Source organism: Enterobacter sp. 22499 (assembly GCF_052044815.1).
GTDB classification, from domain to species: domain Bacteria; phylum Pseudomonadota; class Gammaproteobacteria; order Enterobacterales; family Enterobacteriaceae; genus Enterobacter; species Enterobacter bugandensis.
This window is the reverse complement of record NZ_JBQENR010000001.1, coordinates 312,691-337,745: the sequence shown is the minus strand read 5'-3', so window position 1 is coordinate 337,745 and position 25,055 is coordinate 312,691. Positions and strand designations below refer to the sequence as shown.

Below are 25,055 nucleotides of genomic sequence, written 5' to 3'. Positions count from 1 at the left end.
TCCCGTTTTTACGTCTGAGATAATGCGTAACCCACTGAATCTAAAATGTGTTCTGTAGGTTACGCATAGCAAAAAAGTTTTCTCATACTCTTTACAGCATCTATCCTTTATCTTGGGGTTAACTTCAACTCAACCGCCAAACATGCGACAATACTCGGCATTGCCGGCTTAATTCTTTAGAAAAATCAGGACATTAACTGCCCATGAAGGGTAAATACAAAGCCGCCATTGCGGTTTTACTGCTGTTGATTTTGGTGCCGCTGACGCTGCTGATGACGCTCGCCCAGTGGGTGCCGACGCTCGCCGGGATCTGGCTCCCCGTCGGGACGCGCATTGCTTTCGAAGAAAGCCCAAAACTGACTCGCCACGCGCTGGTGATCCCCGATCTTCGCTATCTGGTGGAAGACTGCGAAATTGCCCGCATCGATAACGTGACGCTGTCACATCCGAGCCGCTGGAAACTGGATATCGGCGCGCTGGATCTTAACACCGTCTGCCTGAGCAAAATTCCCCAGTCTGCGCCCTCAACGGTCGCCCCCAAAACGCTGGCCCAGTGGCAGGCTGTGTTGCCCAATACCTGGCTCACCATTCACCGTCTGACGCTCTCGCCCTGGCAGCAGTGGCAGGGCGAGCTTAATGCGTCACTGACGCCCTCCAGCCAGGAGATCGCTTACAGAGGCGAACAGGTCAGCATCAAAGGCACGCTTCGCGGCCAGACGCTCTCGGTCAGCCAGTTCGATGTTCAGCTCCCTGACCAGCCGCAGCCGGTTAAGCTGGTGGGCGAGTTCACTTTGCCGCTGGTGCCGGACGGCGTGCCGGTGAAAGGCCACGCGGTCGCGACCTTTAACGTGCCACAGTTAACGTCTCTGGTCGATGCCGATCTCGACTGGGAAGACAATCAGGGACAACTGGTGGTGATGGCGCGGGATAACCCCGATCCGCTTCTCGACCTGCCGTGGCAGATCACGGCGGAACAGCTGAACATCAGCGACGGGCGCTGGAACTGGGATCTTTCGGGTATGCCGCTGCGCGGGCGGGTGTCCCTTCGCGCCGACAACTGGCAGCAGGGGCTGGAGAAAGCCACCCTGACCGGACGACTGAACGTGTTGACGCAAGGCGATGCGGGTAAAGGTAACGCGGTACTGAACATTGGGCCCGGCAGGCTCAGCATGGAAAACAGCAACATGCCGCTGCATCTGAGCGGCGAGGCGAAGCAAAACGATCTCATTCTTTACGCCAAATTGCCCGCCACACTGACCGGCAGCCTGTATGAACCGCAGCTTGCTTTTGAGCCCGGCGCGCTGCTCCGCTCGCGCGGGCGCATTATTGACTCACTCGATATCGATGAAATCCGCTGGCCGCTGGCGGGCGTGAAGCTCACCCAGAAGGGCGTGGACGGGCGTCTGCAGGCTATTCTGCGTGCCCATGAAAACGAGATGGGCGGTTTTGAACTCCACCTGGACGGTCAGGCCAACGACTTTTTACCTGATAACGGCCTGTGGCAGTGGCGCTACTGGGGAAAAGGCGGCTTTACGCCGATGCATGCCCGCTGGGATGTCGCCGGGAAAGGCGAGTGGCGAGACAACCTTATTGAGCTGACGGCGCTCTCCACCGGTTTTGACAAGCTTCAGTATGGCACCATGGAGGTCAGCAAGCCGCGTCTGGTGCTGGATCGGCCTGTACGCTGGCTGCGCGATGCCGAAAAACCCGCATTCAGCGGCGCGCTGTCGCTGAATGCCGGGCAAACCCGGTTCTCCGGCGGCAGCGTATTGCCGCCTTCGGTCCTGACCTTCAGCGTCGACGGTACCGACCCGACTGTTTTTCAGTTTAAGGGCGACCTCCATGCGGACAACATCGGCCCGGTACAGGTGAACGGACGCTGGGATGGCGTGCGCCTTCGCGGGCAGGCCTGGTGGCCGAAACAGTCGCTCACCGTCTTCCAGCCGCTGGTTCCGCCGGACTGGAAAATGACGCTGCGTGATGGAGAACTCTATGCGCAGGTTGCCTTCTCGGCGGCCCCCGATCAGGGCTTTGAGGCGGGCGGACACGGCGTGCTGAAATCCGGCAGCGCCTGGATGCCGGACAACCAGATCAACGGTGTCGATTTTGTGCTGCCGTTCCGCTTCAGCGAGGGCACCTGGTCACTGGGCACGCGCGGCCCGGTCACGTTGCGCATTGGCGAAGTGGAAAACCTGGTGACCGCGCGCAACATTACCGCGGACCTGCAGGGGAATTACCCCTGGACGGAGGACAACCCGCTGCTGCTCACCAACGTTAAGGTGGAAACGCTCGGCGGGAAGATCACCATGCAGCAGCTGCGGATGCCGCAGCACGATCCGGCCCTGCTGCGCGTGGACAATATCTCCTCAAGCGAGCTGATCAGCGCCGTCAACCCGAAGCAGTTTACCCTGTCGGGCCCGGTGAGCGGGGCGCTGCCGTTCTGGCTGGACAATGAAAAATGGATCATTAAAGATGGCTGGCTGACCAACCCGGGGCCAATGACGCTGCGCATCGACAAAGATACGGCAGACGCCATCGTGAAGGATAATATGGTCGCGGGCGCAGCGATTAACTGGCTCCGCTACATGGAAATTTCGCAGTCGTGGACGAGAATCAATTTAGATAACCTGGGTGAATTAACCATGCAGGCGACCATCAAGGGGACCAGCCGCGTGGACGGCAAAAGCAGCTCCGTCAATCTGAACTACACCCATGACGAGAATGTCTTTACCCTGTGGCGCAGCCTGCGTTTTGGCGACAACCTGCAAACCTGGTTTGAGCAACACGCGGCGATTCCCGGTCTCCGCAGTTCGACTGGCAAGGAAAGTGAGGAACAACAATGAAAAAGATGGCTGGTGCGCTCACCGTTGCCGCGCTACTGACCGGCTGTACGCCGCGCATTGAAGTCGCTGCGCCAAAGGAGCCGATTACCATCAATATGAATGTCAAAATCGAACACGAGATCCACATCAAGGTCGATAAAGACGTTGAAGCCCTGCTGAAATCGCGCAGCGATCTGTTCTGAGGATGCCATGAAACGATTAGCGTTGATTTTACTGGCCCTGAGTATAAACGTGCAGGCGGCTGCGCTGACCTTAAACGATGCCCGCGCGCAGGGGCGCGTGGGGGAAACCCTGAGCGGCTATCTTGCTCCGATCCAACAGGATGCCGAAACGCTGGAGCTGGTGAATCGCATTAACGCGGCGCGCACGGAGAGCTATCAGAAGCTGGCCGACAGCAATAATTTGCCGGTTGATGAAGTGGCGAAAATGGCGGGGCAAAAGCTGGTGGCCCGCGCGCAGCCGGGCGAGTACGTGAAGGGCATTAACGGTAAGTGGCTGAAAAAATAGCTAGCGGTAGCGCTTGCGGTATTCACCCGGCGAGACGCCAAAACGCTGCTTAAAGGCCGTTGAAAAGTGGCTATGGTCGGTGAATCCCCAGCTGTAGCCAATGCCCGCCAGCTTTTCATCGTCGCCGGTTGACTGCAATTCCTGCGCGCAGAGATCCAGACGACGGTTTTTAATGTACTGCGCCACCACCAGCCCCTTCTCGGCAAACATGCGGTAGAGGCTGCGCACGGACATTCCGCTCTCGGCGGCAATCCATTCCGGACGCAGCGATTCAGACTGAATATGGTTGTCAATCAGCGCCACAACGTGCTGGAACTGGCGCTCCTTGCGCGGCTGAATCACGTCGCGCTGCTGGAACGCGGGGCGCAGCAGGCAGACCATCGCCTCAAGCGCCGCTTCACTCTCCCGGTCACTCAGGTCGCGGTTGTTCATACTTTCCATCAGCAGGCGATGGCTCAGCTGTACCGTGGGTAAGGTGCGGGAAAGGGCGAGCGCGCAGCTTATTTCCTGAAAGCGGCACTGCTGCTCGATAATCTGACGGGGAACCAGCAGCGAAATCTGGCGGGACTTTTCCTGCCAGTTGATCGAGCAGGGACGAGAGGCGTCAATCAGCGTGATATCCCCGGTTCTGAGCACCGCGCGACGCTCATCCTGCTCAATTTGCGCGCTGCCTTCAAGCTGGAAGACGGTGTAGAACCAGGCATCATTACTCTGTGCGATCTCCCGTCGGGAGCGGAACAGGTTAACGCCGCCGGCGGTGACGGTACTGAGCTTCAGGCTGCGCGCGTAGCTGGTTTCCAGCTCGCCGAAGAATTTGCCTTCGGTGGGCTGCGCGTTGAAACGCCCGCAAACCTGGTTAATCTGCGCCAGCCACTGCTGATACTGTTCCTGCTCGCTTGCACACGCCATCGTTTCTCTCGCTGCACCGTCAACGTTTTCGCATTGTTGCATTTGTGTTGCATTTTGTCAGAGCTATGAGGCTGACTATAGGAAAGAACACTCACCGGTAACAGCGATATAAGCGGCGATTATCGCGATTTGCGGCACCTGTCACAGGTGGCAAAGCGAATGTCACAGAGACAAAAGCGAGAATGCAAAACCCCACATAGACTGGATGAACACCCTGCGAAGAATAACGAAGGAGTATCCTATGTCTGAATCACCGGTGGCTGTTCTGCCTGCCGTGCAGCAGTTTTTAGACCGACACCACGGCCTGTGGATTGAAGGGCGTCAGGCCGCGTCGGACAGCGAAAAACGGCTGAACGTCTACAACCCGGCCACGGGCGAGGTGATTGCCTCGACCGCCGATGCCAGCGTCGATGACGTTGACCGGGCCGTTATGTCCGGCTGGCGCGCCTTTGTGGCCCGCACCTGGGCCGGAAAATTACCGGCGGAGCGCGAGCGGATCCTGCTCCATTTCGCCGATCTGGTCGAACAGCACGGCGAGGAGCTGGCCCAGCTTGAAACGCTGGAGCAGGGCAAATCAATTAACATCTCCCGGGCTTTTGAAGTGGGCTGCACCCTTAACTGGATGCGCTATACCGCCGGGCTGACCACCAAAATTGCGGGCAAAACCCTCGATCTTTCAATCCCGCTGCCGCAGGGTGCGCGCTATCAGGCGTGGACGCGTAAAGAGCCGGTTGGTGTGGTGGCCGGGATTGTGGCCTGGAACTTCCCGCTGATGATCGGTATGTGGAAAGTGATGCCTGCGCTGGCCGCGGGCTGCTCAATTGTCATTAAGCCGTCTGAAACCACGCCGCTGACCATGCTGCGCGTGGCGGAGCTGGCCAGTGAAGCGGGCATCCCGGACGGGGTGTTCAACGTAGTAACAGGGAGCGGCGCAGTGTGTGGCGCGGCGCTAACCTCACACCCGCATATTGCAAAGGTGAGCTTCACCGGCTCGACGGCAACGGGTAAGCAAATTGCCCGTGCGGCGGCGGACACGCTAACCGGAGTGACCCTGGAGCTGGGGGGGAAAAACCCGGCAATTGTACTCAAGGATGCGGACCCCGCGTGGGTGATAGAAGGATTAATGACCGGCAGCTTCCTGAACCAGGGGCAGGTGTGCGCGGCGAGCTCACGCATCTACATTGAAGCGCCGCTGTTTGACACGCTGGTGAGCGGGTTCGAACAGGCGGTGAAATCCCTGAGCGTCGGGCCGGGCATGTCGCCGGAGGCGTTTATCAACCCGCTGGTGTCGCGCGCCCACTGCGATAAGGTGCAGACCTTCCTCGACGAGGCGACGTCGCGCAATGCGGAGCTGATCGTCGGTAACCGCGGCCCGGAGGGCAAAGGCTATTACGTGTCGCCTACGCTGGTGGTGAACCCGGATGCCGCGCTGCGGTTAACCCGAGAAGAGGTGTTTGGTCCGGTGGTCAACCTGGTGCGGGTATCCGACGGAGAAGAGGCGCTCCAACTGGCAAACGACACCGAATATGGCCTGACGGCCAGCGTCTGGACGCAGAATATCAGCAAGGCGCTGGAGTACACCGACCGGCTGCAGGCGGGCACCGTCTGGGTGAACAGCCATACGTTGATTGACGCCAACCTGCCGTTCGGTGGCATGAAGCAGTCCGGTACAGGACGTGATTTTGGCCCGGACTGGCTGGACGGCTGGTGCGAAACCAAGTCGGTTTGCGTGCGGTATTAAAAAACAAGCCGGGTAAGGCGTAGCCGCCACCCGGCGTTATTCAAAGCGACCACCGATCCCGCCCGGCCTCTTTCGCCCGGTACAGCGCCGCATCGGCGCGGGCAATAATCTCGGTACCCGCAAGCCCCTCGACCATACCCGCAATCCCCATACTCACGGTGACACGATCGCTGACGGATGACGCGCTGTGCGGTATCGACTCCGCGCGCAGGCCGTCCTGAATGCGTACCGCAACTTTTTCCGCGATATTTTCCGGGCAGTTAAACAGGATCACCACAAACTCCTCGCCGCCGTAACGTGACACCACATCGTCGGGCGTTCGCACTGACTGCTTCAGCACCCGCGCCACGCGCGTCAGACAGTCGTCACCCGCCTGGTGACCGTAGGTGTCGTTGTAGCGTTTGAAATAGTCAATATCCAGCATAATCAGCGAGAACGGTTTCTTCTGCTCAACCGCGTTCTCCAGCACCACCTCCATCTTCCGGCGGTTGGCGGTTGTGGTTAACGGATCCTGATGCGCCAGCGCATCCAGTCGTGAGATCAGCAGCTGGTTTTGCTGGTTACGTCGCCAGGCCTCGTCAAACCAGCTTAAGAGGATGAATCGCCCGCAGATCAGGATCAGCGAAAAGACGCTCCAGATGATAACGAAGTGAAGATTAAGGCCATCATTCAGTACCCAGCTTGCAATCGGCAAGGTTATCCAGAGCGGGAGCACGAAGGCGAGCAAACCCACAGGGTAAAAGTAGAGGGCCGTTAACCCTGCGAGTAATAAAATAACGCACAGCGGCCAGACGTGGGGCAGCAGTAAATCGGTGATAAACCAGAAGCATGATATCGACCAGATAGCGCTACAGATACACAGCACTACGCTGATACCGGCGATGCGCCGCCAGCCCATAAGGATCAGTGCAGCCGAGAGGATAATAATGCCGAGCATCGATGCGTCGACCATTTTCATCATATGCGGCAAGTGGGGATAAAGGGGATCGCTGGCGTTAAGCAGAACATGGCGCAGCAGAATCATCAAGGCGAAGCTGATGTTGACGAAAGCCAGCCAGGGCAGGTTCATCGCCAGCCCGTGCATAACCATGGCGTGGCGCGTCGGCCAGGTTGCTCGTTCCAGCGTCGGTTTTTTTCTTTTTTCCATAAAGCCCTTTCCCGTCCGGGGGAAAAATCATGCAGGTGAGATATCAGTAACTATAAGCAAGCCAGGACAATCCTCAAACGCCAGGGCAAAAAAAACCGGGCAATTGCCCGGCGGATGGTTATTTTTCGTCTTTTTTCTTCCCGAGCGTTGGCGTCTCGTCGAAGAAGTTCCACGGTTTAAGCAGGGTATGCACCCATTCCGTCGGCATGATCGGCCACTCTTCCGCGCGTGCGACGTGGGTGGTGCCAGTGGTCATCCACACCACGTCGTCCTGATCGTTGAGCGACTCGTTATCCTTGCTGTACTGGCCCAGACCCGTATCGTGGATAGAGCGGTTCGGGAATTTCCCTTCCGGATACAGCTCGTCCGGGTGGTAACGCGTCACCCACAGCTGTTTATCCATAAAGCTCAGACGATGGTAGATCCACTCGTCCGGGGCAAATTTCGCGCCGGTCGCCACTGGATGGGTACCGCCCGCGTAAGGGATAATCTGGTACGAGACCGGGTTGCCCATGCGGTTCTCCTTGCTGGTGTTGCTCAGCAGTCGGATGGTGCCTGGGTCAAACTTCTGCGCCGCCTGCTGTTCGGTATCAATATCGTACTGATTGACCTGCATGGTGCTGGTGCGCGGGCCGCCGGCGGTATTCGGCTTCACTTCCGGGTCCATCGCCACCAGCTTGTTGTTGATGCCGTCCACGTCCATATCAAGACGGAAGTTATAGATGTGCTGGTGCGTGGTGCCCACGATATTATGATCGATCAGCGTGCCGTACTTTGTGTCGTCTTTGGCGGTGGCATCATGCATGGTTTTCGCCTGCACGCCTTTCACCGCCTCGATACCCGTTGCACCGGCGTCAATGCCGATGGTGCCGTTTTCGTGGAACACCCAGTCGAAGATGTAATCGTAGTTGCCCACGGTACTCACCCAGCGCACCACCAGCTCGCGGCGTTCGGCGCTGACGTTCGGCTTGCCCATCTCCTGATGTTTATATTCTGGCCCCGCGTAGCGTTCGAAAATGGCGATCGCGCGCGGGATCTCCATCGGCGTGCCGGTGTAGTCCGGGATGGTTTCGTTGAGCATCACGGCGTTGGACGGCACGTCTTTACCGCGCACCAGCGGCGAGGTCAGGGTGCCCATGCCGTAGTCGCCGGAGTCGAGATAGGCCTTGAAGTACCAGCCCACGTCCGGATCGCCGTAAGGGACAATCATGCCGCCGAGCGATCCCTGATACATCACCTGACGCTTTTTCCCGTTGTCGTTGTAAGTGACGGTCGAAATCATCGGGCCGACGCGGGAATCCAGGCTCAGGTGGAAATCCCAGTTCTGCCAGTGCACCATGTCGCCGGTAATGGTGTAGTTCTTGCCTTCCGGCTCAATGATGTCCAGCGGCTTTTTCGGCGTCTCGACACGGTCGCGGCCGTCATAGGGGCGCGGAGTCATCGGAACCGGCACAACGGCACCTTCTTCAATCTTCTGAATTTTTTTCTGCTCAAGATCGACCACGGCCACGAGGTTCTCGATCGGGTGCGCCCAGTAGTTGCCGTCGCCGACGTCCAGATAGCTCACCACCTTAAGCAGGCGGTCTTCCTGCTTCAGGCCGTCTTTACCGTCGAAGTAGCCGACGGTAAGCGGCGTGGTGATCACTTTTTTCGGGTCGGTGATGCCGTGTTTTTTAAGCACCTCGGCAAACTCCGAGCTCTCGTTAATGATCTGCTGAACCGCGGTGAAATCATCCAGCAGCACCATGCCGTGCGCGTCCTTCACCGGCTCCCAGCGCAGGATTTTTTTATCCTTCAGGTCCACTACGCTTTCGATAACCTGCTTGCCGTCGAGCATGACGATCTTCGCCTGGCGAGGGGCGTCCACTGCCGTACCGTTGAGCACAAAGTCCCACACTTTGGCTTTCTCTGGTTCCGCAAGGGCGATCTGGGTAAAGCGGGTATTGGGTTTAAAATCCGCAGAGGCTTTCACAACCCCGACAGCCTGCTTAATTTCGTCCGCCGTGAGCGCGTTTAGCGGGTGAGGGCGTTTTTCAACCTGGAAGGTCTGGTCAAGACCAGACTGGAAAACATCGTTGATGAAGGTCTCCGAGATAAAGGCTTTTTTGTCCTTCATCACTACCGGCACTTCAAGCTTGAGGGGGTGACCGTTGACGATGGCCGTCTTTGCGCCCGGTTTGACCTTCACGAAGGCGCCGTCTTTCGCAATGGTGAACATCTGTGCGTAATCATCCCACTGAACGTCCGCGCCAAAATCCTGCAGTGTTTTGTCCATCGGGACCATATGCGCCTCGCTGCCGTGGGCGAAAGCAGGGGATTGCCAGGCGCAACACAGCGCAACGGCCATGGCCAGTGCCGTTCTACGGGCAGAAAAAGAAGAATTGCTTCCCATCGTAGACCTCATCTTGTTGTGTTTTTAGGGTTTATTGTGTTGTGACAGCCTTATCCTGACAGGCGCCTGAGAAAAGCGTTTGCCTGCATCTGCCAGGTTATTTGTTGGTCTTGCCAGGTTAAAAAAGGCGCTGAGATAAATCACAGGTCGTGCAGAGCAATCTCCTCTCCCCGTTGGGGAGAGGGGCAGGATGAGGGCGAACGTTAGCTGAAATCACCCCGCTGGCGCGCCACCAGCGTCAGAATGGAGTAGAGCGCCACGGCCTGCTGGTGCTGGTTGAAAATCTCTACCGCCCATTCCACCACGCCGGTCGGTTTTTCCTCGGCGGTACGCTGTTTCTTCAGCGTTTTGCGCTTGCAGGTCAGACGCACCTGGATGGTGTCGCCCGGCTTGACCGGCTCGATAAAGCGCAGGTTTTCCATGCCGTAGTTGGCAATCACCGGCCCGACGCCTGCATCAACGAACAGTCCCGCCGCGGCGGAGATCAGGAAGTAGCCGTGAACCACACGCTCGCCAAAGATCGACTCTGCCGCCCCGATCTTGTCCATATGGGCGTAGAAGTGGTCACCGCTCAGGCAGGCAAAATTGACGATGTCCGCCTCCGTCAGCGTGCGGCGCGGCGTCAGCAGGCTGTCGCCCGGCTGCAGTTCCTCAAAGTATTTACGGAACGGATGGACGCGATCTTCCTGCACCGCTGCGCCACGCACCCACTGCTTGCCGATGGCGGCCAGCATCGTCGGGCTGCCTTGAATCGCGGTGCGCTGCAGGTAGTGCTTCACCGCGCGCAGGCCGCCCAGCTCTTCGCCGCCGCCCGCGCGGCCAGGGCCGCCGTGCATTAGCTGAGGAAGCGGGGAGCCGTGGCCGGTAGATTCTTTTGATGATTCTTCGTTAAGGATCTGAATTCGCCCGTGGGCGCGTGCCGCGCCGGCAATAAACTGGCGGGCAATGTTCAGGTCTGCGGTGACAAGCGTCCCCGCCAGGCTGCCGCCGCCCGCGCGGGCAAGCTGCATGGCGTGCTCTGCACTGCGATACGGCATCAGCGTGGCGACCGGGCCGAAGGCTTCGGTATCGTGCACCGCCGGGGTTTCATCCGGCTGCGGGCAGAACAGCAGGGTCGGCGGGAAGAACGCCCCCGCGGCCTGCAAATCCGCTTTGCCGCCCAGACGGATCTGGCAGCCTGCGGCGACCAGCCGATCCACTTTCTCCTGCACGTCTGCGCGCTGTTCAGCGTTGACCAGTGCTCCCATCTTCACCCCTTCCTGCGCCGGGTCGCCCATTACCACCTTTTCCAGACGGGCAATCAGCGCCTGGCTGACGGCATCAACCTGGCTTTGCGGGACGATAATCCGGCGAATGGCGGTACATTTCTGCCCGGCCTTGGCGGTCATTTCGCGGACCACCTCCCGAATGAACAGGGCAAACTCCGGCTGCTCCGGCGTGACGTCTTCACCCAACACGCAGCAGTTCAGGGAGTCGGCTTCCATGGTGAACGGAATCGAATTCGCCACAATATTAGGGTGCACGCGCAGGCTTTGCCCGGTGCTGGCGGAGCCGGTAAAGGTCACCACGTCCTGGCTGTCGAGCTGGTCGAGCAGATCGCCCGCGCCGCCGCAAATCAGGCTGATGGCGCCGTCCGGCACCAGTCCGCTGTCCACGATGGATTTGACCATCGCCTGCGTCACCTGCGCGGTAGCGGTGGCGGGCTTGATGATGGCGGGCATCCCGGCAAGCCAGGTCGGCGCGAGTTTTTCCAGCATTCCCCAGCAGGGGAAGTTGAAGGCGTTGATGTGTACCGCCACGCCGGATTTCGAGGTCAGAACGTGGCGCGCCGCAAAGCCGCCTTCTTTCGACAGGGGGATGAGCTCATCTTCCGGCCACAGCGTGTCGTCCGGCAGCTCGCGGCTGCCCAGGCTGGCATAAGTGAAGAGGGTGCCGATGCCGCCTTCAATATCGACCCAGCTGTCCGCCTTCGTCGCGCCCGTCTGGGCGGACAGGGCATAAAACGCCTCTTTTTCGCCGAGCAGGTGTTTCGCCACCGCTTTCAGCATGGCGGCACGTTCAATAAAGGTCATGGCGCGCAATGCCTCGCCACCATGCTCAATGGCATAGCGACGGGCGGCCGCCATGTCCAGCCCTTCGCTGGTCACTTCCCAGAGTGCTTCGCCGCTGATGGCGTGATGAATCGCGCGTTCGCGGCCCCGGCCAGACTGCCAGGTACCGGACAAGAAGCTGGCTAACTGCTGCATCGCTTATCTCCAAATGTTTCGTGATTTCACTATTAATAGTTTGATCGCGAATCATAAAAATCAAGCTGTGTTTTTAATGAATTGTTAACGTTGTGATCTGGCTGGACGAATCGCATCGCGTAAAGGCGCTTTATAAAAGGCCTGGCGTAAAAGCCTTGCGAGCAGCATCACAAAACCGGGAAACAATTCTTGGGGTTATATTTAACCTTTGTGTAACTTTTAAAAAACAAAGTGATTCAACATTTCGCTTTAATTTGCAAACTAACGAATCATTAAGGTGATGACGTGACGCAAGAACAACGGTTTGAGCAGCGCATAGCGCAGGAGACGGCGATTGAGCCTCAGGACTGGATGCCGGAAGCCTACCGTAAAACGCTGATCCGCCAGATTGGTCAGCACGCGCACTCCGAAATTGTCGGCATGCTCCCGGAAGGGAACTGGATAGCCCGCGCGCCGACGCTGCGCCGAAAAGCGATCCTGCTGGCGAAAGTGCAGGACGAAGCCGGACACGGGCTTTACCTCTACAGCGCGGCGGAAACGCTGGGCTGCGCGCGGGAAGACATCTACCAGAAGATGCTCGACGGCAAGATGAAATACTCCTCCATCTTCAACTATCCGACCCTGAGCTGGGCCGATATCGGCGTGATCGGCTGGCTGGTGGACGGGGCGGCCATCGTCAACCAGGTGGCGCTGTGCCGGACCTCCTACGGCCCGTATGCCCGGGCGATGGTGAAAATCTGTAAAGAAGAGAGCTTCCACCAGCGTCAGGGCTTTGAGGCCTGCATGGCGCTGGCGCAGGGCAGTGAGGCCCAGCGTCAGATGCTGCAGGACGCCATCAACCGCTTCTGGTGGCCGGCGCTGATGATGTTCGGGCCGAACGACGACAACTCGCCTAACAGCGCCCGCAGCCTGGCCTGGAAAATCAAACGCTTCGGTAACGATGAGCTGCGCCAGCGCTTTGTCGACAACACGGTGCCGCAGGTGGAGATGCTCGGCATGACGGTGCCGGATCCGGACCTGCGTTTCGATGAAGAGAGCGGTCACTACCGCTTCGGCGAGATCGACTGGCAGGAGTTTGACGAGGTCATTAACGGGCGCGGCATCTGTAACCACGAACGTCTGGCCGCGAAACGCAAAGCCTGGGACGACGGGGCGTGGGTGCGGGAAGCCGCGCTGGTGCACGCCGAAAAACAACGTACCCGTCAGGCCGCATAAGAGGAAATAACCATGAGCAATGTCTACTGGCCGCTGTACGAAGTGTTCGTACGCAGCAAACAAGGGTTATCCCACCGTCATGTGGGCAGCCTGCATGCCGCCGACGATCGCATGGCGCTGGAAAATGCCCGTGATGCCTACACCCGCCGCAGCGAAGGGTGTTCTATCTGGGTGGTGAAGGCGAGTGAAATTGTGGCCTCCCAGCCGGAAGAGAGCGGCGAGTTCTTCGACCCGGCGGAAAGCAAGGTTTACCGCCATCCGACGTTCTACACCATCCCTGACGGCATCGAGCATATGTGAGGCAAAGAATGAACTCAGTGACTGCCTATGCCCTGCGTCTGGGCGACAACGGTCTGGTGCTCTCCCAGCGTCTCGGCGCCTGGTGCGGCCACGCGCCTGAACTGGAAATTGACCTCGCGCTCGCCAATATCGGCCTCGACCTGCTGGGGCAGGCGCGCAATTTCCTGACCTATGCCGCGGAATTAGAAGGCCAGGGCGATGAAGACACGCTGGCGTTTGGCCGCGACGAGCGCCAGTTCCGCAACGTCCTGCTGGTGGAGCAGCCGAACGGCAGCTTCGCCGACACGATTGCACGCCAGTACCTGATGGATGCCTGGAACGTGGCGCTGTTCGAACGCCTGACACAGAGCAGCGACGGCCAGCTTGCTGCCATCGCCGCCAAAGCGATCAAAGAGGCGCGCTACCACCTGCGCTTCAGCCGCGGCTGGCTGGTGCGGCTGGGCGACGGGACCGAAACCTCCGCGCAAAAAATGCAGCAGGCCATCGACAGCCTGTGGCGGTTTACGGCGGAGCTGTTTGACGCCGATGAGGTCGAGCTTGATCTGATTGACGCCGGCGTGGCGGTGGATCCGCGAACCCTGCGCCAGCCGTGGGAAAGCGAAGTGTTTGCTGGTCTGAAAGAAGCCTGTCTGCAGGTTCCCGCAGAGGTGGCGTACCGCACCGGGGGCAAGAAGGGGCTTCATACCGAACATCTGGGTCCGATGCTGGCGGAAATGCAGTATCTCCAGCGCGCGTATCCCGGTCAGCAGTGGTAAAGGAGAACGCTATGCAACGCCTCGTCGACATCGCGCCTGCGCAAATTCCGCAGATCTGGTCGCTGTTAAGCCAGATCCCCGATCCGGAAGTGCCTGTGTTAACCATCACCGATTTAGGCATGGTGCGCAGCGTGAAGGCGCAGGGGGAAGGCTGGGTGATTGGCTTCACGCCAACCTACTCGGGCTGCCCGGCAACGGAACACCTGCTGGGGGCGATCCGCGAGGCGATGACCGCGCACGGCTTCACCCCCGTGCACATCGTGCTCCAGCTTGAACCTGCCTGGACCACCGACTGGATGACCGCCGACGCGCGCGAGCGCCTGCGGGCGTACGGCATCAGCCCACCCGTGGGGCATAGCTGTCACGCGCACGCCCCTGCAGAGGTGAGGTGCCCGCGCTGCGCCAGCACCGACACCTCCCTTATCAGTGAATTTGGCTCGACGGCCTGCAAAGCGCTCTACCGCTGCAATACCTGCCGTGAGCCCTTCGACTATTTCAAATGTATTTGAGGCTGCCATGACAACGTTTCATTCATTAACAGTGGCAAAAGTGGAACCCGAAACCCGCGACGCGGTAACCATCACCTTCGCGGTGCCGCAGGCGTTGCAGGAGGCCTACCGCTTCCGCCCCGGCCAGCACCTGACCCTGAAAACGACGCTGGGCGAAGACGAGCTGCGCCGCTGCTACTCCATCTGCCGCAGCACCGCGCCGGGTGAGATCAGCGTGGCGGTCAAAGCGATTGAGGGCGGGCGCTTCTCCCGCTATGCCCGGGATGAGATCAAAGCGGGCATGGCGCTGGAGGTGATGGTTCCTCAAGGGCAGTTTGGCTACCAGCCGCAGCCTGAACGTGAAGGCCACTACCTGGCAATTGCCGCAGGCTCCGGGATCACCCCGATGCTGGCGATTATTTCCGCCACGCTTTCGATCGAATCCAACAGCCATTTCACCCTGATCTACGGCAACCGCAGCAGCCAGAGCATGATGTTCCGCCAGGCGCTGGCGGACCTGAAGGACAAATACCCGCAGCGGCTGCAGCTGGTCTCCATCTTCAGCCAGGAGCGGCTGGACAGCGACCTGCTCTTTGGCCGCATCGACGGGGAAAAGCTGCAGGCGCTGGCGAAAACCCTGATCAACTTCCGCCAGTATGACGAGGCCTTTATCTGCGGCCCGTCGGCGATGATGGACGACGCCGAAGCGACGCTGAAAGCGCTGGGGATGCCGGAAAAATCCATTCACCTTGAGCGCTTTAACACCTCCGGAATCACCGTTAAGCGCGCGGTGCACGTGCAGGCGGAAGGTCAAAAAGTGACCGTGCGCCAGGACGGGCGCGACCGTGAAATCACCCTGACGGCGGACGACGAAAGCATTCTTGATGCTGCCCTGCGTCAGGGAGCGGATCTGCCGTATGCCTGCAAGGGCGGCGTGTGCGCCACCTGCAAATGCAAAGTGCTGCGCGGCAAGGTGGACATGGCAACCAACTACAGCCTGGAGCCGGACGAGCTGGCCGCCGGGTACGTACTGAGCTGTCAGTCGCTGCCGTTAACCGCCGACGTGATTGTCGACTTTGACGCGAAGGGGATGGCATGAGCGAGCTGATTGTTACCCGTCATGGCCGCGTGCTGCAGCTGACGCTGAACCGTCCGGCGGCGCGCAACGCCCTTAACAATGCGCTGCTGGCGCAGCTTGCGGAACAGCTTGAGGCCGCGGCCGTGGATGCCGATATCGCCGTCTGCGTAATTTACGGTAGCGAGCGCTGCTTTGCCGCCGGGGCCGATCTCAACGAAATGGCGGAGAAGGACCTGCCCGCCACCCTGAACGATATCCGCCCGCAGCTATGGGCGCGCATTAACGCGTTTAACAAACCGCTGATTGCCGCCGTGAACGGCTTCGCGCTGGGCGCAGGCTGCGAGCTGGCGCTGCTGTGCGACGTGATCATTGCTGGCGATAACGCCCGTTTCGGCCTGCCGGAAATCACGCTGGGCATCATGCCCGGCGCGGGTGGCACCCAGCGACTGATCCGCAGCGTCGGTAAATCCCTGGCCAGCAAAATGGTGCTGACCGGCGAGAGCATTACCGCAGAGCAGGCGCTGGGCGCCGGGCTGGTGAGCGATCTCTTCCCGGCGTCTCTGACACTGGAGTACGCCCTGAAGCAGGCGGCGCTGATGGCGCGCCACTCTCCGCTGGCGCTGCAGGCGGCGAAGCAGGCGCTGCGCCAGTCCCAGGAGGTGCCGCTACAGGCCGGTCTGGCCCAAGAGCGCCAGCTGTTTACGCTGCTTTCCGCCACCGAAGACCGCCGGGAAGGTATCGACGCCTTCTTACAAAAACGCACCCCCGACTTTAAAGGACGCTAATTGTGGAATTTATTCTCAGTCACGTAGAACAGGGCGTAATGACCATTACGCTGAACCGTCCGGAGCGTCTGAACAGCTTTAACGACGTGATGCACCAGCAGCTTGCCGAGTGCCTGAAGCAGGCCGAGCGCGATGATGCCATCCGCTGCCTGCTGATCACCGGGGCAGGACGCGGGTTCTGCGCCGGTCAGGATCTGAACGACCGTAACGTCGACCCCAACGGCCCGGCGCCGGATCTGGGGATGTCTGTCGAAACCTTCTACAACCCGCTGGTGCGGCGCCTGGCAAAGCTGCCGAAGCCGGTCATCTGCGCGGTTAACGGGGTGGCGGCTGGCGCGGGAGCTACGCTGGCGCTCGGCTGTGACATGGTGATTGCCGCCCGGTCGGCCAACTTCGTGATGGCCTTCAGCAAGCTCGGCCTGGTGCCGGACTGCGGCGGCACGTGGCTGCTGCCGCGCGTGGCCGGACGGGCCCGCGCCATGGGGTTGGCGCTGCTCGGGGACAAACTCAGCGCCGAGCAGGCGCAGGCGTGGGGGATGATCTGGCAGGTGGTGGACGACGACCAGCTCTCCGCCACTGCGCAGCAGATGGCGCTGCACTTTGCCTCGCAGCCGACCTTCGGCCTGGGCCTGATCAAGCAGGCGATCAATGCTGCGGAAACCAACACCCTCGATGCGCAGCTTGACCTGGAGCGCGACTATCAGCGTCTGGCCGGTCGCAGCGACGACTACCGCGAGGGCGTCAGCGCTTTCCTCGCGAAGCGCGCGCCTAACTTTACGGGGAAATAAGATGCTCAACATACGGACTGTCGCCGTGATTGGCAGCGGCACGATGGGCGCGGGGATTGCAGAAGTGGCGGCCAGCCACGGGCATCAGGTGCTGCTCTACGATATTTCCAGCGATGCGATATCCCGCGCTATCGAGGGGATTCGCCAGCGTCTGGCCTCCCGGGTGACGCGCGGAAAACTCTCCGCCGATGCCGGGAGCCAGATCCTCGCCCGGCTGCTTCCCGTCACGGATATCGACGCGCTCTCCGCGGCCGAACTGGTGATTGAAGCGGCCTCGGAACGGCTGGAAGTGAAAAAGGCGCTGTTTTCGCAGCTGGCGGAAATCTGCCCGCCGCAGACGGTGCTGACGAGCAATACCTCTTCGATCTCCGTCACGGCGATTGCTGCGGATATCCACCATCCGGAGCGCGTCGCCGGGCTGCACTTCTTCAACCCGGCGCCGGTTATGAAGCTGGTGGAGGTGGTCAGCGGGCTGGCGACCTCCCCGGAAGTGGCCGACGCGCTGTGCGAGCTGGCGCTGAACTGGGGCAAGCAGCCCGTGCGCTGCCAGTCGACGCCGGGGTTCATCGTCAACCGCGTCGCGCGTCCGTTCTATTCGGAGGCCTGGCGCGCGCTGGAGGAGCAGGTAGCCGCGCCGGAGGTGATTGACGCCGCCCTGCGCGAAGGCGGCGGCTTCCCGATGGGCCCGCTGGAGCTGACCGACATGATTGGTCAGGACGTGAACTTCGCGGTGACCTGCTCGGTATTTAACGCCTTCTGGCAGGAGCGTCGTTTTCTGCCCTCGCTGGTGCAGCAGGAGCTGGTGCTGGCTGGCAGGCTGGGCAAAAAAAGCGGGAAGGGCGTTTATGACTGGCAGGGCGACAGGCCCGGGGTGCGCTGGGCTGATACCGTGAACGACAGCTATAGCCCGATGCGCGTGGAAAAAATACGTGACGGTGTCACGGAAATTGATGATGTGTACCTGATTGAAACGCAGGGCGAAACCGCGCAGGCCCTGGCGCTGCGGCTCAACGGGCCGGTGGTTGTAGTAGACCGCATCGAGCGCGACGTCGCGATCATCGCCGCAGCCGCCAGCAACCCGCATACCGCGACGCAAAAGGCCATCCGCTACCTGCAGCAGCAGGGGCTTCGGGTGGTGCAGATTGCCGATTATCCCGGCCTGCTGGTCTGGCGCACGGTGGCGATGATTGCCAACGAAGCGCTGGATGCTCTGCAAAAAGGGGTCGCCAGCGAGAAGGACATCGATACCGCCATGCGCCTGGGCGTGAATTACCCGAGCGGGCCGATCGCCTGGGGCGAGCGCCTGGGCTGGCAGCGCCTGCTGACGCTGCTGGAGAACCTGCAGCGTCATTACGGCGAAGAACGCTATCGCCCCTGTTCCCTGCTGCGCCAGCGCGCGCTTCTGGAGAGTAGCTATGAGTCATAACGCCTGGCACAACGCCCGCGCCATGTATGAACGGGACGCCTGCGCGCAGGCGATGGGGATGGACATTGTCGATATGGACGACGGCTACGCGGTGGTGTCCATGACCATCACCCCGCAGATGCTCAACGGCCACCAAACCTGCCACGGCGGACAGCTGTTTTCGCTGGCAGACACCGCCTTTGCCTACGCCTGCAACAGTCAGGGGCTGGCGGCGGTGGCCTCCGGCTGTTCGATTGATTTTCTGCGTCCGGGCTTTGCCGGGGACACGCTCACCGCCACCGCGCGGGTGAAGCATCAGGGCAGGCTGACCGGCGTGTACGACATTGAAATTCAGAACCAGCAACAGAAAACCGTCGCCCTTTTTCGCGGAAAATCTCACCGCATCGGCGGCAATGTGACAGGAGAGGCCTGATGCGTGACGCATTTATTTGTGATGGCGTTCGAACCCCGGTTGGGCGCTACGGCGGGGCGCTTTCCGCCGTTCGGACTGACGATCTCGGCGCCGTGCCGCTGCGCGCGCTGCTGGCCCGCTATCCGCAGCTCGATCTGGAGCGGATTGACGACGTGATCTTCGGCTGCGCGAACCAGGCGGGTGAAGATAACCGCAACGTGGCGCGTATGTCGTCGCTGCTGGCCGGGCTGCCGCAGACGGTGTCCGGAACCACCATTAACCGCCTGTGCGGGTCGGGGCTGGACGCGATTGGTTTTGCCGCACGCGCCATTAAGGCGGGCGACGGCGACCTGCTGATTGCGGGCGGCGTGGAGTCCATGTCCCGCGCGCCGTTTGTGATGGGCAAAGCCACCGCCGCGTTCCAGCGACAGGCGGAGATCTTTGATACCACCATCGGCTGGCGATTTGTGAATCCGCTCATGCATCAGCAATTCGGAACTGACAGCATGCCGGAAACGGCAGAGAATGTAGCTGAATTGTTAAATATCAGCCGTGCCGATCAGGACGCGTTCGCGCTGCGCAGCCAGCAGCGTACCGCGCAGGCGCAGCAGAATGGCATTCTGGCGCAGGAGATTGTGTCGGTGCAGGTGCCGGGGAAAAAAGGGGCGGTCAACGAGTTCAGCGAGGATGAACATCCCCGCGCGGACACCACGCTTGAGCAGCTTGCCGGGCTAAAAACGCCGTTCCGCAGGAACGGGGTGGTCACGGCGGGAAATGCCTCCGGGGTCAACGACGGCGCAGCGGCGCTGATCGTCGCCAGCGAGCAGATGGCGCTGGCGCAGGGGCTGGTCCCGCGCACGCGGATCGTGGCGATGGCGACGGCAGGCGTGGAGCCACGTCTGATGGGACTCGGCCCGGTACCGGCCACGCGCAAGGTTCTGGAGCGCGCCGGACTCAGCATTAACGAGATGGACGTGATCGAGCTTAACGAAGCTTTCGCCGCGCAGGCGCTGGGTGTGCTGCGTCAGCTGGGATTGCCGGATGATGCCGCGCACGTCAACCCGAACGGTGGCGCGATAGCGATTGGTCACCCGCTGGGGATGAGCGGCGCCAGACTGGCGCTGGCCGCGAGTAATGAACTGCACCGACGCGGCGGGCGCTACGCGCTGTGTACGATGTGCATCGGTGTGGGTCAAGGCATTGCCATGATCCTTGAGCGTGTTTGAGCATAAAAACAATGTGAGTACCCTGCGATGACAAATACAACAAAGCTTGATCCGATTGAAACGGCCTCCCTTGACGAACTGCAGGCGCTGCAGACCGCGCGTCTGAAATGGACGCTGCACCACGCCTATAACAACGTGCCGATGTACAAACGCAAGTTTGACGCTGCGGGCGTTCACCCTGACGATTTCAACGAGCTGGCGGATATTCGCAAATTCCCGTGCACCACCAAGCAGGACCTGCGGGATAACTACCCGTTTGATACCTTTGCCGTGCCGATGGAGCAGGTGGTGCGCATTCACGCGTCATCCGGCACCACCGGCAAACCGACGGTTGTCGGCTACACGCAGGGCGACATCGACAACTGGGCCAACCTGGTGGCGCGCTCCCTACGCGCGGCGGGCGGCAGCGCGAAGGACAAAATTCACGTGGCCTATGGCTATGGCCTGTTTACCGGCGGGCTGGGCGCACACTACGGCGCCGAGCGTTTGGGGGCGACGGTGATCCCGATGTCCGGCGGCCAGACAGAGAAACAGGCGCAGCTGATCCGTGATTTCCAGCCGGACATGATCATGGTGACGCCATCCTACTGTCTCAACCTGATCGAGGAGCTGGAGCGCCAGATGGGCGGCGACGCCAGCACCTGCTCACTGCGCGTGGGCGTTTTCGGCGCGGAGCCGTGGACGCAGGCCATGCGTCGCGAAATCGAAAAACGCTTAGGCATTACGGCGCTGGATATTTATGGCCTCTCCGAGGTGATGGGGCCGGGCGTGGCGATGGAGTGTATCGAAACCGCCGACGGCCCAACCATCTGGGAAGATCATTTCTACCCGGAGATCGTCAACCCGAACGACGGCACGCCGCTGGATGACGGCCAGCAGGGCGAACTGCTGTTCACCACGCTGACCAAAGAGGCGCTGCCGGTGATCCGCTACCGCACCCGCGACCTGACGCGTCTGCTGCCAGCAACCGCGCGCAGTATGCGCCGTATGGACCGGATCGGCGGCCGCAGCGACGATATGCTGATCATCCGCGGCGTCAACGTTTTCCCGTCGCAGCTGGAAGAGGAGATCGTGAAGTTCGAACACCTTTCTCCGCACTATCAGCTGGAGGTGAATCGTCGTGGGCATCTTGATTCACTTTCCGTGAAGGTGGAGCTGAAAGAGAGCAGCTTAACGCTGACGCACGAACAGCGTTGCCAGGTGTGCCACCAGCTGCGCCACCGCATAAAGTCGATGGTCGGGATTTCCACCGACGTGATGATTGTGAACTGCGGCAGCATCCCGCGCTCGGAGGGGAAAGCCTGCCGGGTGTTTGATCTGCGTAAAGCGGCGGCGAACGGTTAAAACACCTGGCCCTCTCCCCTTTAGGGAGAGGGCCAGGGTGAGGGGCTTATGCTATGATTCATCCAGGACAAAAATAACAAAAGAATGAATCACATGAATAAACTCGACGCCTTTATCCAGCACGCGGTCAGCTCGGTTCCCGTCAGCGGAACGTCGCTTATCTCCTCGTTATACGGTGACGCGCTTTCCCACCGCGGCGGCGAGATTTGGCTCGGCAGCCTGGCCGCCTTACTGGAAGGCATGGGATTTGGCGAGCGCTTCGTGCGCACCGCGCTGTTTCGCCTCAACAAAGAGGGCTGGCTGGACGTCTCCCGCATCGGGCGGCGCAGCTTTTACCGCCTGAGCGATAAGGGGCTACGGCTGACGCGTCGCGCGGAGAATAAGATTTATCGCTCAGAGCTGCCCGCCTGGGACGGCAAATGGCTGCTTCTGCTCTCCGAAGGGCTGGATAAAACTACGCTCGCGGATGTGAAAAAACAGCTCATCTGGCAAGGATTTGGCACGCTGGCACCGAGCCTGATGGCCTCGCCGTCGCAGCATCTGGCGGACGTGCAGTCCCTGCTTCACGATGCCGGCGTGGCGGAAAACGTGATCTTCTTCGAAGCCCACTCGCCGCTGGCGCTCTCCCGCGCCGCGCTGCGTTCGCGGGTGGAAGAGTGCTGGCAGTTAACCGAGCAAAACGCGATGTACGAGTCGTTTATCAACTCGTTCCGCCCGCTGCTGCCGCTGCTGAAGGAGGCCGCGCCGGAGGAGCTGACGCCGGAGCGCTGCTTCCAGATCCAGCTGCTGCTGATTCACTTTTATCGCCGCGTGGTGCTGAAAGACCCACTGCTGCCGGAGGAGTTACTGCCCGCGCACTGGGCGGGGCAAAGCGCCCGACAGCTCTGCATTAATATCTATCAGCGTGTCGCGCCGGGGGCGCTGGCGTTTGTCAGCGAGAAGGGCGAAACCTCCGTGGGCGAACTGCCCGTGCCCGGCACGCTCTACTATCAACGCTTTGGTGGTCTTACAAGCGCATAAGGAGTGAAGATGCCAGTTTATCAAATTGACGGTCTGACGCCGGTGGTACCTGACGAGAGCTATGTTCACCCAACGGCGGTGCTGATTGGCGACGTAATTCTGGGTAAAGGCGTTTATGTTGGCCCTAATGCCAGCCTGCGCGGTGATTTTGGCCGTATCGTGGTGAAAGATGGCGCGAACATTCAGGATAATTGCGTGATGCACGGTTTCCCGGAGCAGGACACGGTGGTGGAAGAGGACGGACATATCGGCCACAGCGCCATCCTGCACGGCTGCATCATCCGCCGCAACGCGCTGGTGGGTATGAACGCGGTGGTGATGGACGGGGCAGTGATTGGTGAAAACAGCATCGTCGGCGCGGCGGCGTTCGTGAAGGCGAAAGCGGAGATGCCTGCCAACCACTTGATTATCGGCAGCCCGGCCAAAGCGATTCGCGAGCTGAGCGAGCAGGAGATGGCGTGGAAGCGGCAGGGCACCCGGGAGTATCAAGTGCTGGTGGAGCGCTGCAAGCTAACTATGCACCAGGTTGAGCCGCTGCGCGAGGCTGAGCCTGACCGGAAACGGCTGGCGTTTGACGAGAACTTAAGGCCGAAGTCGGCGATGTAGGGGTAAGGCCGTCTTTTTTCGCCATATCCATCAGTAGCGCGATGCCAATATAGTTGCTCCAGTTAAAGATATTTTGCAGCACCACCACCGCATTGCCTTTCTCTTTGTCATAGCCGATGAAGCTGGAGTAGCCGCCGATATAGCCGACCTGATAGGTGATTTTTTCCAGACCGATAAAGTCGGTGGTCCAGGCAATGCCCTGCACCCCGTCGGGGCGTTGAATATCGGTATTTCTGACTTCGTCAAAGACGCTGTCCAGCAAGGGATTGTGGGTCGTAGAGACGTGATAGCGGGCATAGGCCGCCAGATCTTCGGCGTTACTGTACAGGCTTGCCGCCGCCACCATGTTGTTGGAAAAATGCCAGTCTGGCGTCAGTTGCCCGCGCGGGATGAATTTTGGCTGATCGCCCGCGTGGCCGAGCGCCCGCTGGGGGTATCCTTTGAGCTTCTGGGGCGTAAAGCTGCTGTTAGCCATATGCAGCGGACGGAAAATATAGCGTGACGCTAAACTTTGTATATCTTCGCCGGTTTTGTGCTTCAGGATATAGCCAATCAGGGCGTAGCCGGTATTGGAATATTGCGGCGTTTTATCTCTCGGCGCGCGCCAGTTCGCCAGATAACGCAGCACGTTATCGCTGTCCAGTTCACCGTAGAAATTATCACCCGTGCCTAAGTAGCGGATGAATTTTCCGAGCATCGGAACGTCCATATTCTGGCGCGGAAGGCCGGAGGTGTGGGTTACCAGCTCCAGCAGGGTGATTTTTTGTGCATCCTTACTTAGCGGCGTTCCCGGCGGTAGCAATGTCGCCAGGCTGTCGTTCCAGTTCAGTTGCCCCTCACTCACCAGACAGGCCACCACTTCCGCTGTGATCCCTTTGCTGAGCGAGCCGAGCGCAAACAGGGTATCGGGCCTGACCGGGTAGCGGTTGACCGCATCGGTAACGCCCCAGGTGTAAAACTGAGGCGAGCCGTGATTATGGATCACCGCGACCGTCATTCCTGGAACGGACTTTTGCGCCATGTAGTGACGCACCACGCTGTCAACGTCGCCATCCAGCGATTCATGGGTGAGGAGTTCCTGGGTACCTTCCGGGGAGGACATTTGCGAGAGCGTGCCACAACCGCTGAGGAATGGGATAGCAAGCAGAAGCCAGCGAATTTTTTTTGTGATGTTCTGCATACCTGATAGCGAGTGTGGTGGTCATTGGCGCGGCGGGAATGTATCACACTTAGCCTGTTTGAATGTAAACTTTCTGTACGGAGGCCGCCGCGTGGGTGGTCATAGCAGCTTTTCGGCCTGCTTTGAGGATTTCAGCATGACACGCTTTCATCAGCTTACCGCCACCCGCCTGGATGGCAGTCTCATCTCAATGGCCGACTATGCGGGGAAGGTGGTTTTGGTCGTCAATACCGCCAGCCAGTGCGGCTTTACGCCCCAATATGCGGGTCTCGAAGCGCTATACAAGAAATACGCCGAACAAGGGTTAGTGGTGCTGGGCTTCCCCTGCAACCAGTTCGGTAAGCAGGAACCCGGCGACGCCGATGAAATCTCAAAGACCTGTTACATTAACTACGGCGTCAGTTTTCCCATGTTCGGGAAAGTTGAGGTCAATGGCTCCGCAGCACACCCGATTTTTCGTTATCTGAAAAACGAATTGCCTGGCGTGCTGGGTGGGCGGATCAAGTGGAACTTTACTAAGTTTCTGATCGGACGCGACGGTAAGCCGCTCAAGCGTTTTGCACCGATGACGACGCCAGAGAAAATGGAGGGGGCAATTGTTGCGGCACTGGGAAGGTGAGTGTTTTTGTCGCCAGAGCCATCCATTTGCCGGGTATAGCCGAAATTCA

At 60.0% G+C, this 25,055-nt stretch carries 23 protein-coding genes; 18 read left to right on the top strand and 5 right to left on the bottom strand.

Annotation, left to right across the window (positions count from 1 at the left end; translation table 11 throughout):
• Nucleotides 1–203: 203 nt before the first annotated feature.
• From ACTJI7_RS01555 to ACTJI7_RS01545, 3 genes are read left to right on the top strand one after another with little or no spacing between them, the layout of a single operon-like run.
• Nucleotides 204–2,843, top strand: a complete 2,640-nt coding sequence (locus tag ACTJI7_RS01555; protein WP_136431287.1) for a YdbH family protein — start codon at nucleotides 204–206, stop codon at nucleotides 2,841–2,843.
• Nucleotides 2,840–3,025, top strand: coding sequence for a YnbE family lipoprotein (locus tag ACTJI7_RS01550; RefSeq protein ID WP_028013019.1), 186 nt, complete (start codon nucleotides 2,840–2,842; stop codon nucleotides 3,023–3,025). Before ACTJI7_RS01555 ends, ACTJI7_RS01550 begins: the two co-directional genes overlap by 4 nt.
• A 7-nt stretch (nucleotides 3,026–3,032) precedes the next feature.
• Nucleotides 3,033–3,350 carry a YdbL family protein gene (locus ACTJI7_RS01545; RefSeq protein WP_028013020.1) on the top strand — a complete coding sequence of 106 codons (318 nt, stop codon included), beginning with the start codon at nucleotides 3,033–3,035 and terminating at the stop codon, nucleotides 3,348–3,350.
• Here the strand turns inward: ACTJI7_RS01545 and feaR are convergent, their stop codons facing one another.
• The gene (gene feaR / locus ACTJI7_RS01540) at nucleotides 3,351–4,259 is read right to left on the bottom strand and encodes a transcriptional regulator FeaR (RefSeq protein WP_048960759.1); all 909 of its coding nucleotides are present in this window, start codon (nucleotides 4,257–4,259) and stop codon (nucleotides 3,351–3,353) included.
• A 241-nt stretch (nucleotides 4,260–4,500) separates the two neighbouring features.
• Between feaR and ACTJI7_RS01535 the strand changes: the two genes are divergently transcribed.
• Nucleotides 4,501–6,000, top strand: coding sequence for an aldehyde dehydrogenase family protein (locus ACTJI7_RS01535; protein WP_440669560.1), 1,500 nt, complete (start codon nucleotides 4,501–4,503; stop codon nucleotides 5,998–6,000).
• 40 nt (nucleotides 6,001–6,040) lie between these two features.
• Here ACTJI7_RS01535 and ACTJI7_RS01530 read toward each other — a convergent pair whose 3' ends face one another.
• The 3 genes from ACTJI7_RS01530 to paaZ form a co-directional block, all read right to left on the bottom strand.
• Complete coding sequence (locus ACTJI7_RS01530) at nucleotides 6,041–7,147, bottom strand: GGDEF domain-containing protein (RefSeq protein WP_063153949.1); 1,107 nt, start codon at nucleotides 7,145–7,147, stop codon at nucleotides 6,041–6,043.
• A gap of 118 nt (nucleotides 7,148–7,265) precedes the next feature.
• Nucleotides 7,266–9,539 (bottom strand): primary-amine oxidase, encoded by a 2,274-nt coding sequence (gene tynA / locus ACTJI7_RS01525; RefSeq protein ID WP_440669557.1) that lies wholly within the window; start codon nucleotides 9,537–9,539, stop codon nucleotides 7,266–7,268.
• 203 nt (nucleotides 9,540–9,742) lie between these two features.
• Nucleotides 9,743–11,785, bottom strand: a complete 2,043-nt coding sequence (gene paaZ, locus ACTJI7_RS01520; RefSeq protein WP_041910195.1) for a phenylacetic acid degradation bifunctional protein PaaZ — start codon at nucleotides 11,783–11,785, stop codon at nucleotides 9,743–9,745.
• Nucleotides 11,786–12,070: 285 nt separating this feature from the next.
• Here paaZ and paaA point away from each other — a divergent pair, with 285 nt between their 5' ends.
• The 13 genes from paaA (at nucleotide 12,071) to paaY (ending at nucleotide 23,207) form a co-directional block, all read left to right on the top strand.
• Entirely contained in the window at nucleotides 12,071–13,000 is a 930-nt protein-coding gene (gene paaA, locus ACTJI7_RS01515; RefSeq protein WP_192979045.1) for a 1,2-phenylacetyl-CoA epoxidase subunit PaaA, read from the top strand.
• Between the two features lie 12 nt (nucleotides 13,001–13,012).
• Nucleotides 13,013–13,300, top strand: coding sequence for a 1,2-phenylacetyl-CoA epoxidase subunit PaaB (paaB, locus tag ACTJI7_RS01510; RefSeq protein ID WP_003857353.1), 288 nt, complete (start codon nucleotides 13,013–13,015; stop codon nucleotides 13,298–13,300).
• 8 nt (nucleotides 13,301–13,308) lie between these two features.
• Nucleotides 13,309–14,055: a 1,2-phenylacetyl-CoA epoxidase subunit PaaC gene (paaC, locus tag ACTJI7_RS01505; RefSeq protein ID WP_192979044.1), complete on the top strand. Its 747-nt coding sequence runs from the start codon at nucleotides 13,309–13,311 to the stop codon at nucleotides 14,053–14,055.
• Between the two features lie 11 nt (nucleotides 14,056–14,066).
• Complete coding sequence (gene paaD / locus ACTJI7_RS01500) at nucleotides 14,067–14,564, top strand: 1,2-phenylacetyl-CoA epoxidase subunit PaaD (RefSeq protein ID WP_192979043.1); 498 nt, start codon at nucleotides 14,067–14,069, stop codon at nucleotides 14,562–14,564.
• A gap of 7 nt (nucleotides 14,565–14,571) precedes the next feature.
• Nucleotides 14,572–15,642, top strand: coding sequence for a 1,2-phenylacetyl-CoA epoxidase subunit PaaE (gene paaE, locus ACTJI7_RS01495; protein ID WP_192979042.1), 1,071 nt, complete (start codon nucleotides 14,572–14,574; stop codon nucleotides 15,640–15,642).
• Nucleotides 15,639–16,406 (top strand): 2,3-dehydroadipyl-CoA hydratase PaaF, encoded by a 768-nt coding sequence (gene paaF, locus ACTJI7_RS01490; protein ID WP_048960752.1) that lies wholly within the window; start codon nucleotides 15,639–15,641, stop codon nucleotides 16,404–16,406. Before paaE ends, paaF begins: the two co-directional genes overlap by 4 nt.
• Nucleotides 16,406–17,194, top strand: a complete 789-nt coding sequence (paaG, locus tag ACTJI7_RS01485; RefSeq protein ID WP_041910183.1) for a 2-(1,2-epoxy-1,2-dihydrophenyl)acetyl-CoA isomerase PaaG — start codon at nucleotides 16,406–16,408, stop codon at nucleotides 17,192–17,194. Before paaF ends, paaG begins: the two co-directional genes overlap by 1 nt.
• 1 nt (nucleotide 17,195) lies before the next feature.
• Entirely contained in the window at nucleotides 17,196–18,620 is a 1,425-nt protein-coding gene (gene paaH / locus ACTJI7_RS01480) for a 3-hydroxyacyl-CoA dehydrogenase PaaH (protein WP_192979041.1), read from the top strand.
• A complete protein-coding gene (gene paaI, locus ACTJI7_RS01475; protein ID WP_028013034.1) occupies nucleotides 18,610–19,032 on the top strand; it encodes a hydroxyphenylacetyl-CoA thioesterase PaaI in 423 nt (140 codons plus the stop codon). The genes paaH and paaI overlap by 11 nt, the downstream gene beginning before the upstream one ends.
• Complete coding sequence (gene pcaF, locus ACTJI7_RS01470; protein ID WP_047368479.1) at nucleotides 19,032–20,237, top strand: 3-oxoadipyl-CoA thiolase; 1,206 nt, start codon at nucleotides 19,032–19,034, stop codon at nucleotides 20,235–20,237. The genes paaI and pcaF overlap by 1 nt, the downstream gene beginning before the upstream one ends.
• A gap of 27 nt (nucleotides 20,238–20,264) precedes the next feature.
• On the top strand, nucleotides 20,265–21,581 hold the full coding sequence (gene paaK, locus ACTJI7_RS01465; protein WP_063942526.1) for a phenylacetate--CoA ligase PaaK: 1,317 nt from the start codon (nucleotides 20,265–20,267) through the stop codon (nucleotides 21,579–21,581).
• Between the two features lie 84 nt (nucleotides 21,582–21,665).
• Entirely contained in the window at nucleotides 21,666–22,601 is a 936-nt protein-coding gene (gene paaX / locus ACTJI7_RS01460; protein ID WP_126346054.1) for a phenylacetic acid degradation operon negative regulatory protein PaaX, read from the top strand.
• Between the two features lie 9 nt (nucleotides 22,602–22,610).
• Nucleotides 22,611–23,207 (top strand): phenylacetic acid degradation protein PaaY, encoded by a 597-nt coding sequence (gene paaY / locus ACTJI7_RS01455; RefSeq protein ID WP_045630362.1) that lies wholly within the window; start codon nucleotides 22,611–22,613, stop codon nucleotides 23,205–23,207.
• On the opposite strand, the gene ACTJI7_RS01450 is transcribed toward paaY, so the two are convergent.
• Nucleotides 23,116–24,387, bottom strand: coding sequence for a serine hydrolase domain-containing protein (locus ACTJI7_RS01450; RefSeq protein ID WP_063437324.1), 1,272 nt, complete (start codon nucleotides 24,385–24,387; stop codon nucleotides 23,116–23,118). The genes paaY and ACTJI7_RS01450 overlap by 92 nt on opposite strands.
• Nucleotides 24,388–24,523: 136 nt before the next feature.
• Between ACTJI7_RS01450 and ACTJI7_RS01445 the strand changes: the two genes are divergently transcribed.
• Nucleotides 24,524–25,006, top strand: a complete 483-nt coding sequence (locus ACTJI7_RS01445; RefSeq protein WP_069732320.1) for a glutathione peroxidase — start codon at nucleotides 24,524–24,526, stop codon at nucleotides 25,004–25,006.
• The last annotated feature ends 49 nt before the right edge of the window (nucleotides 25,007–25,055 follow it).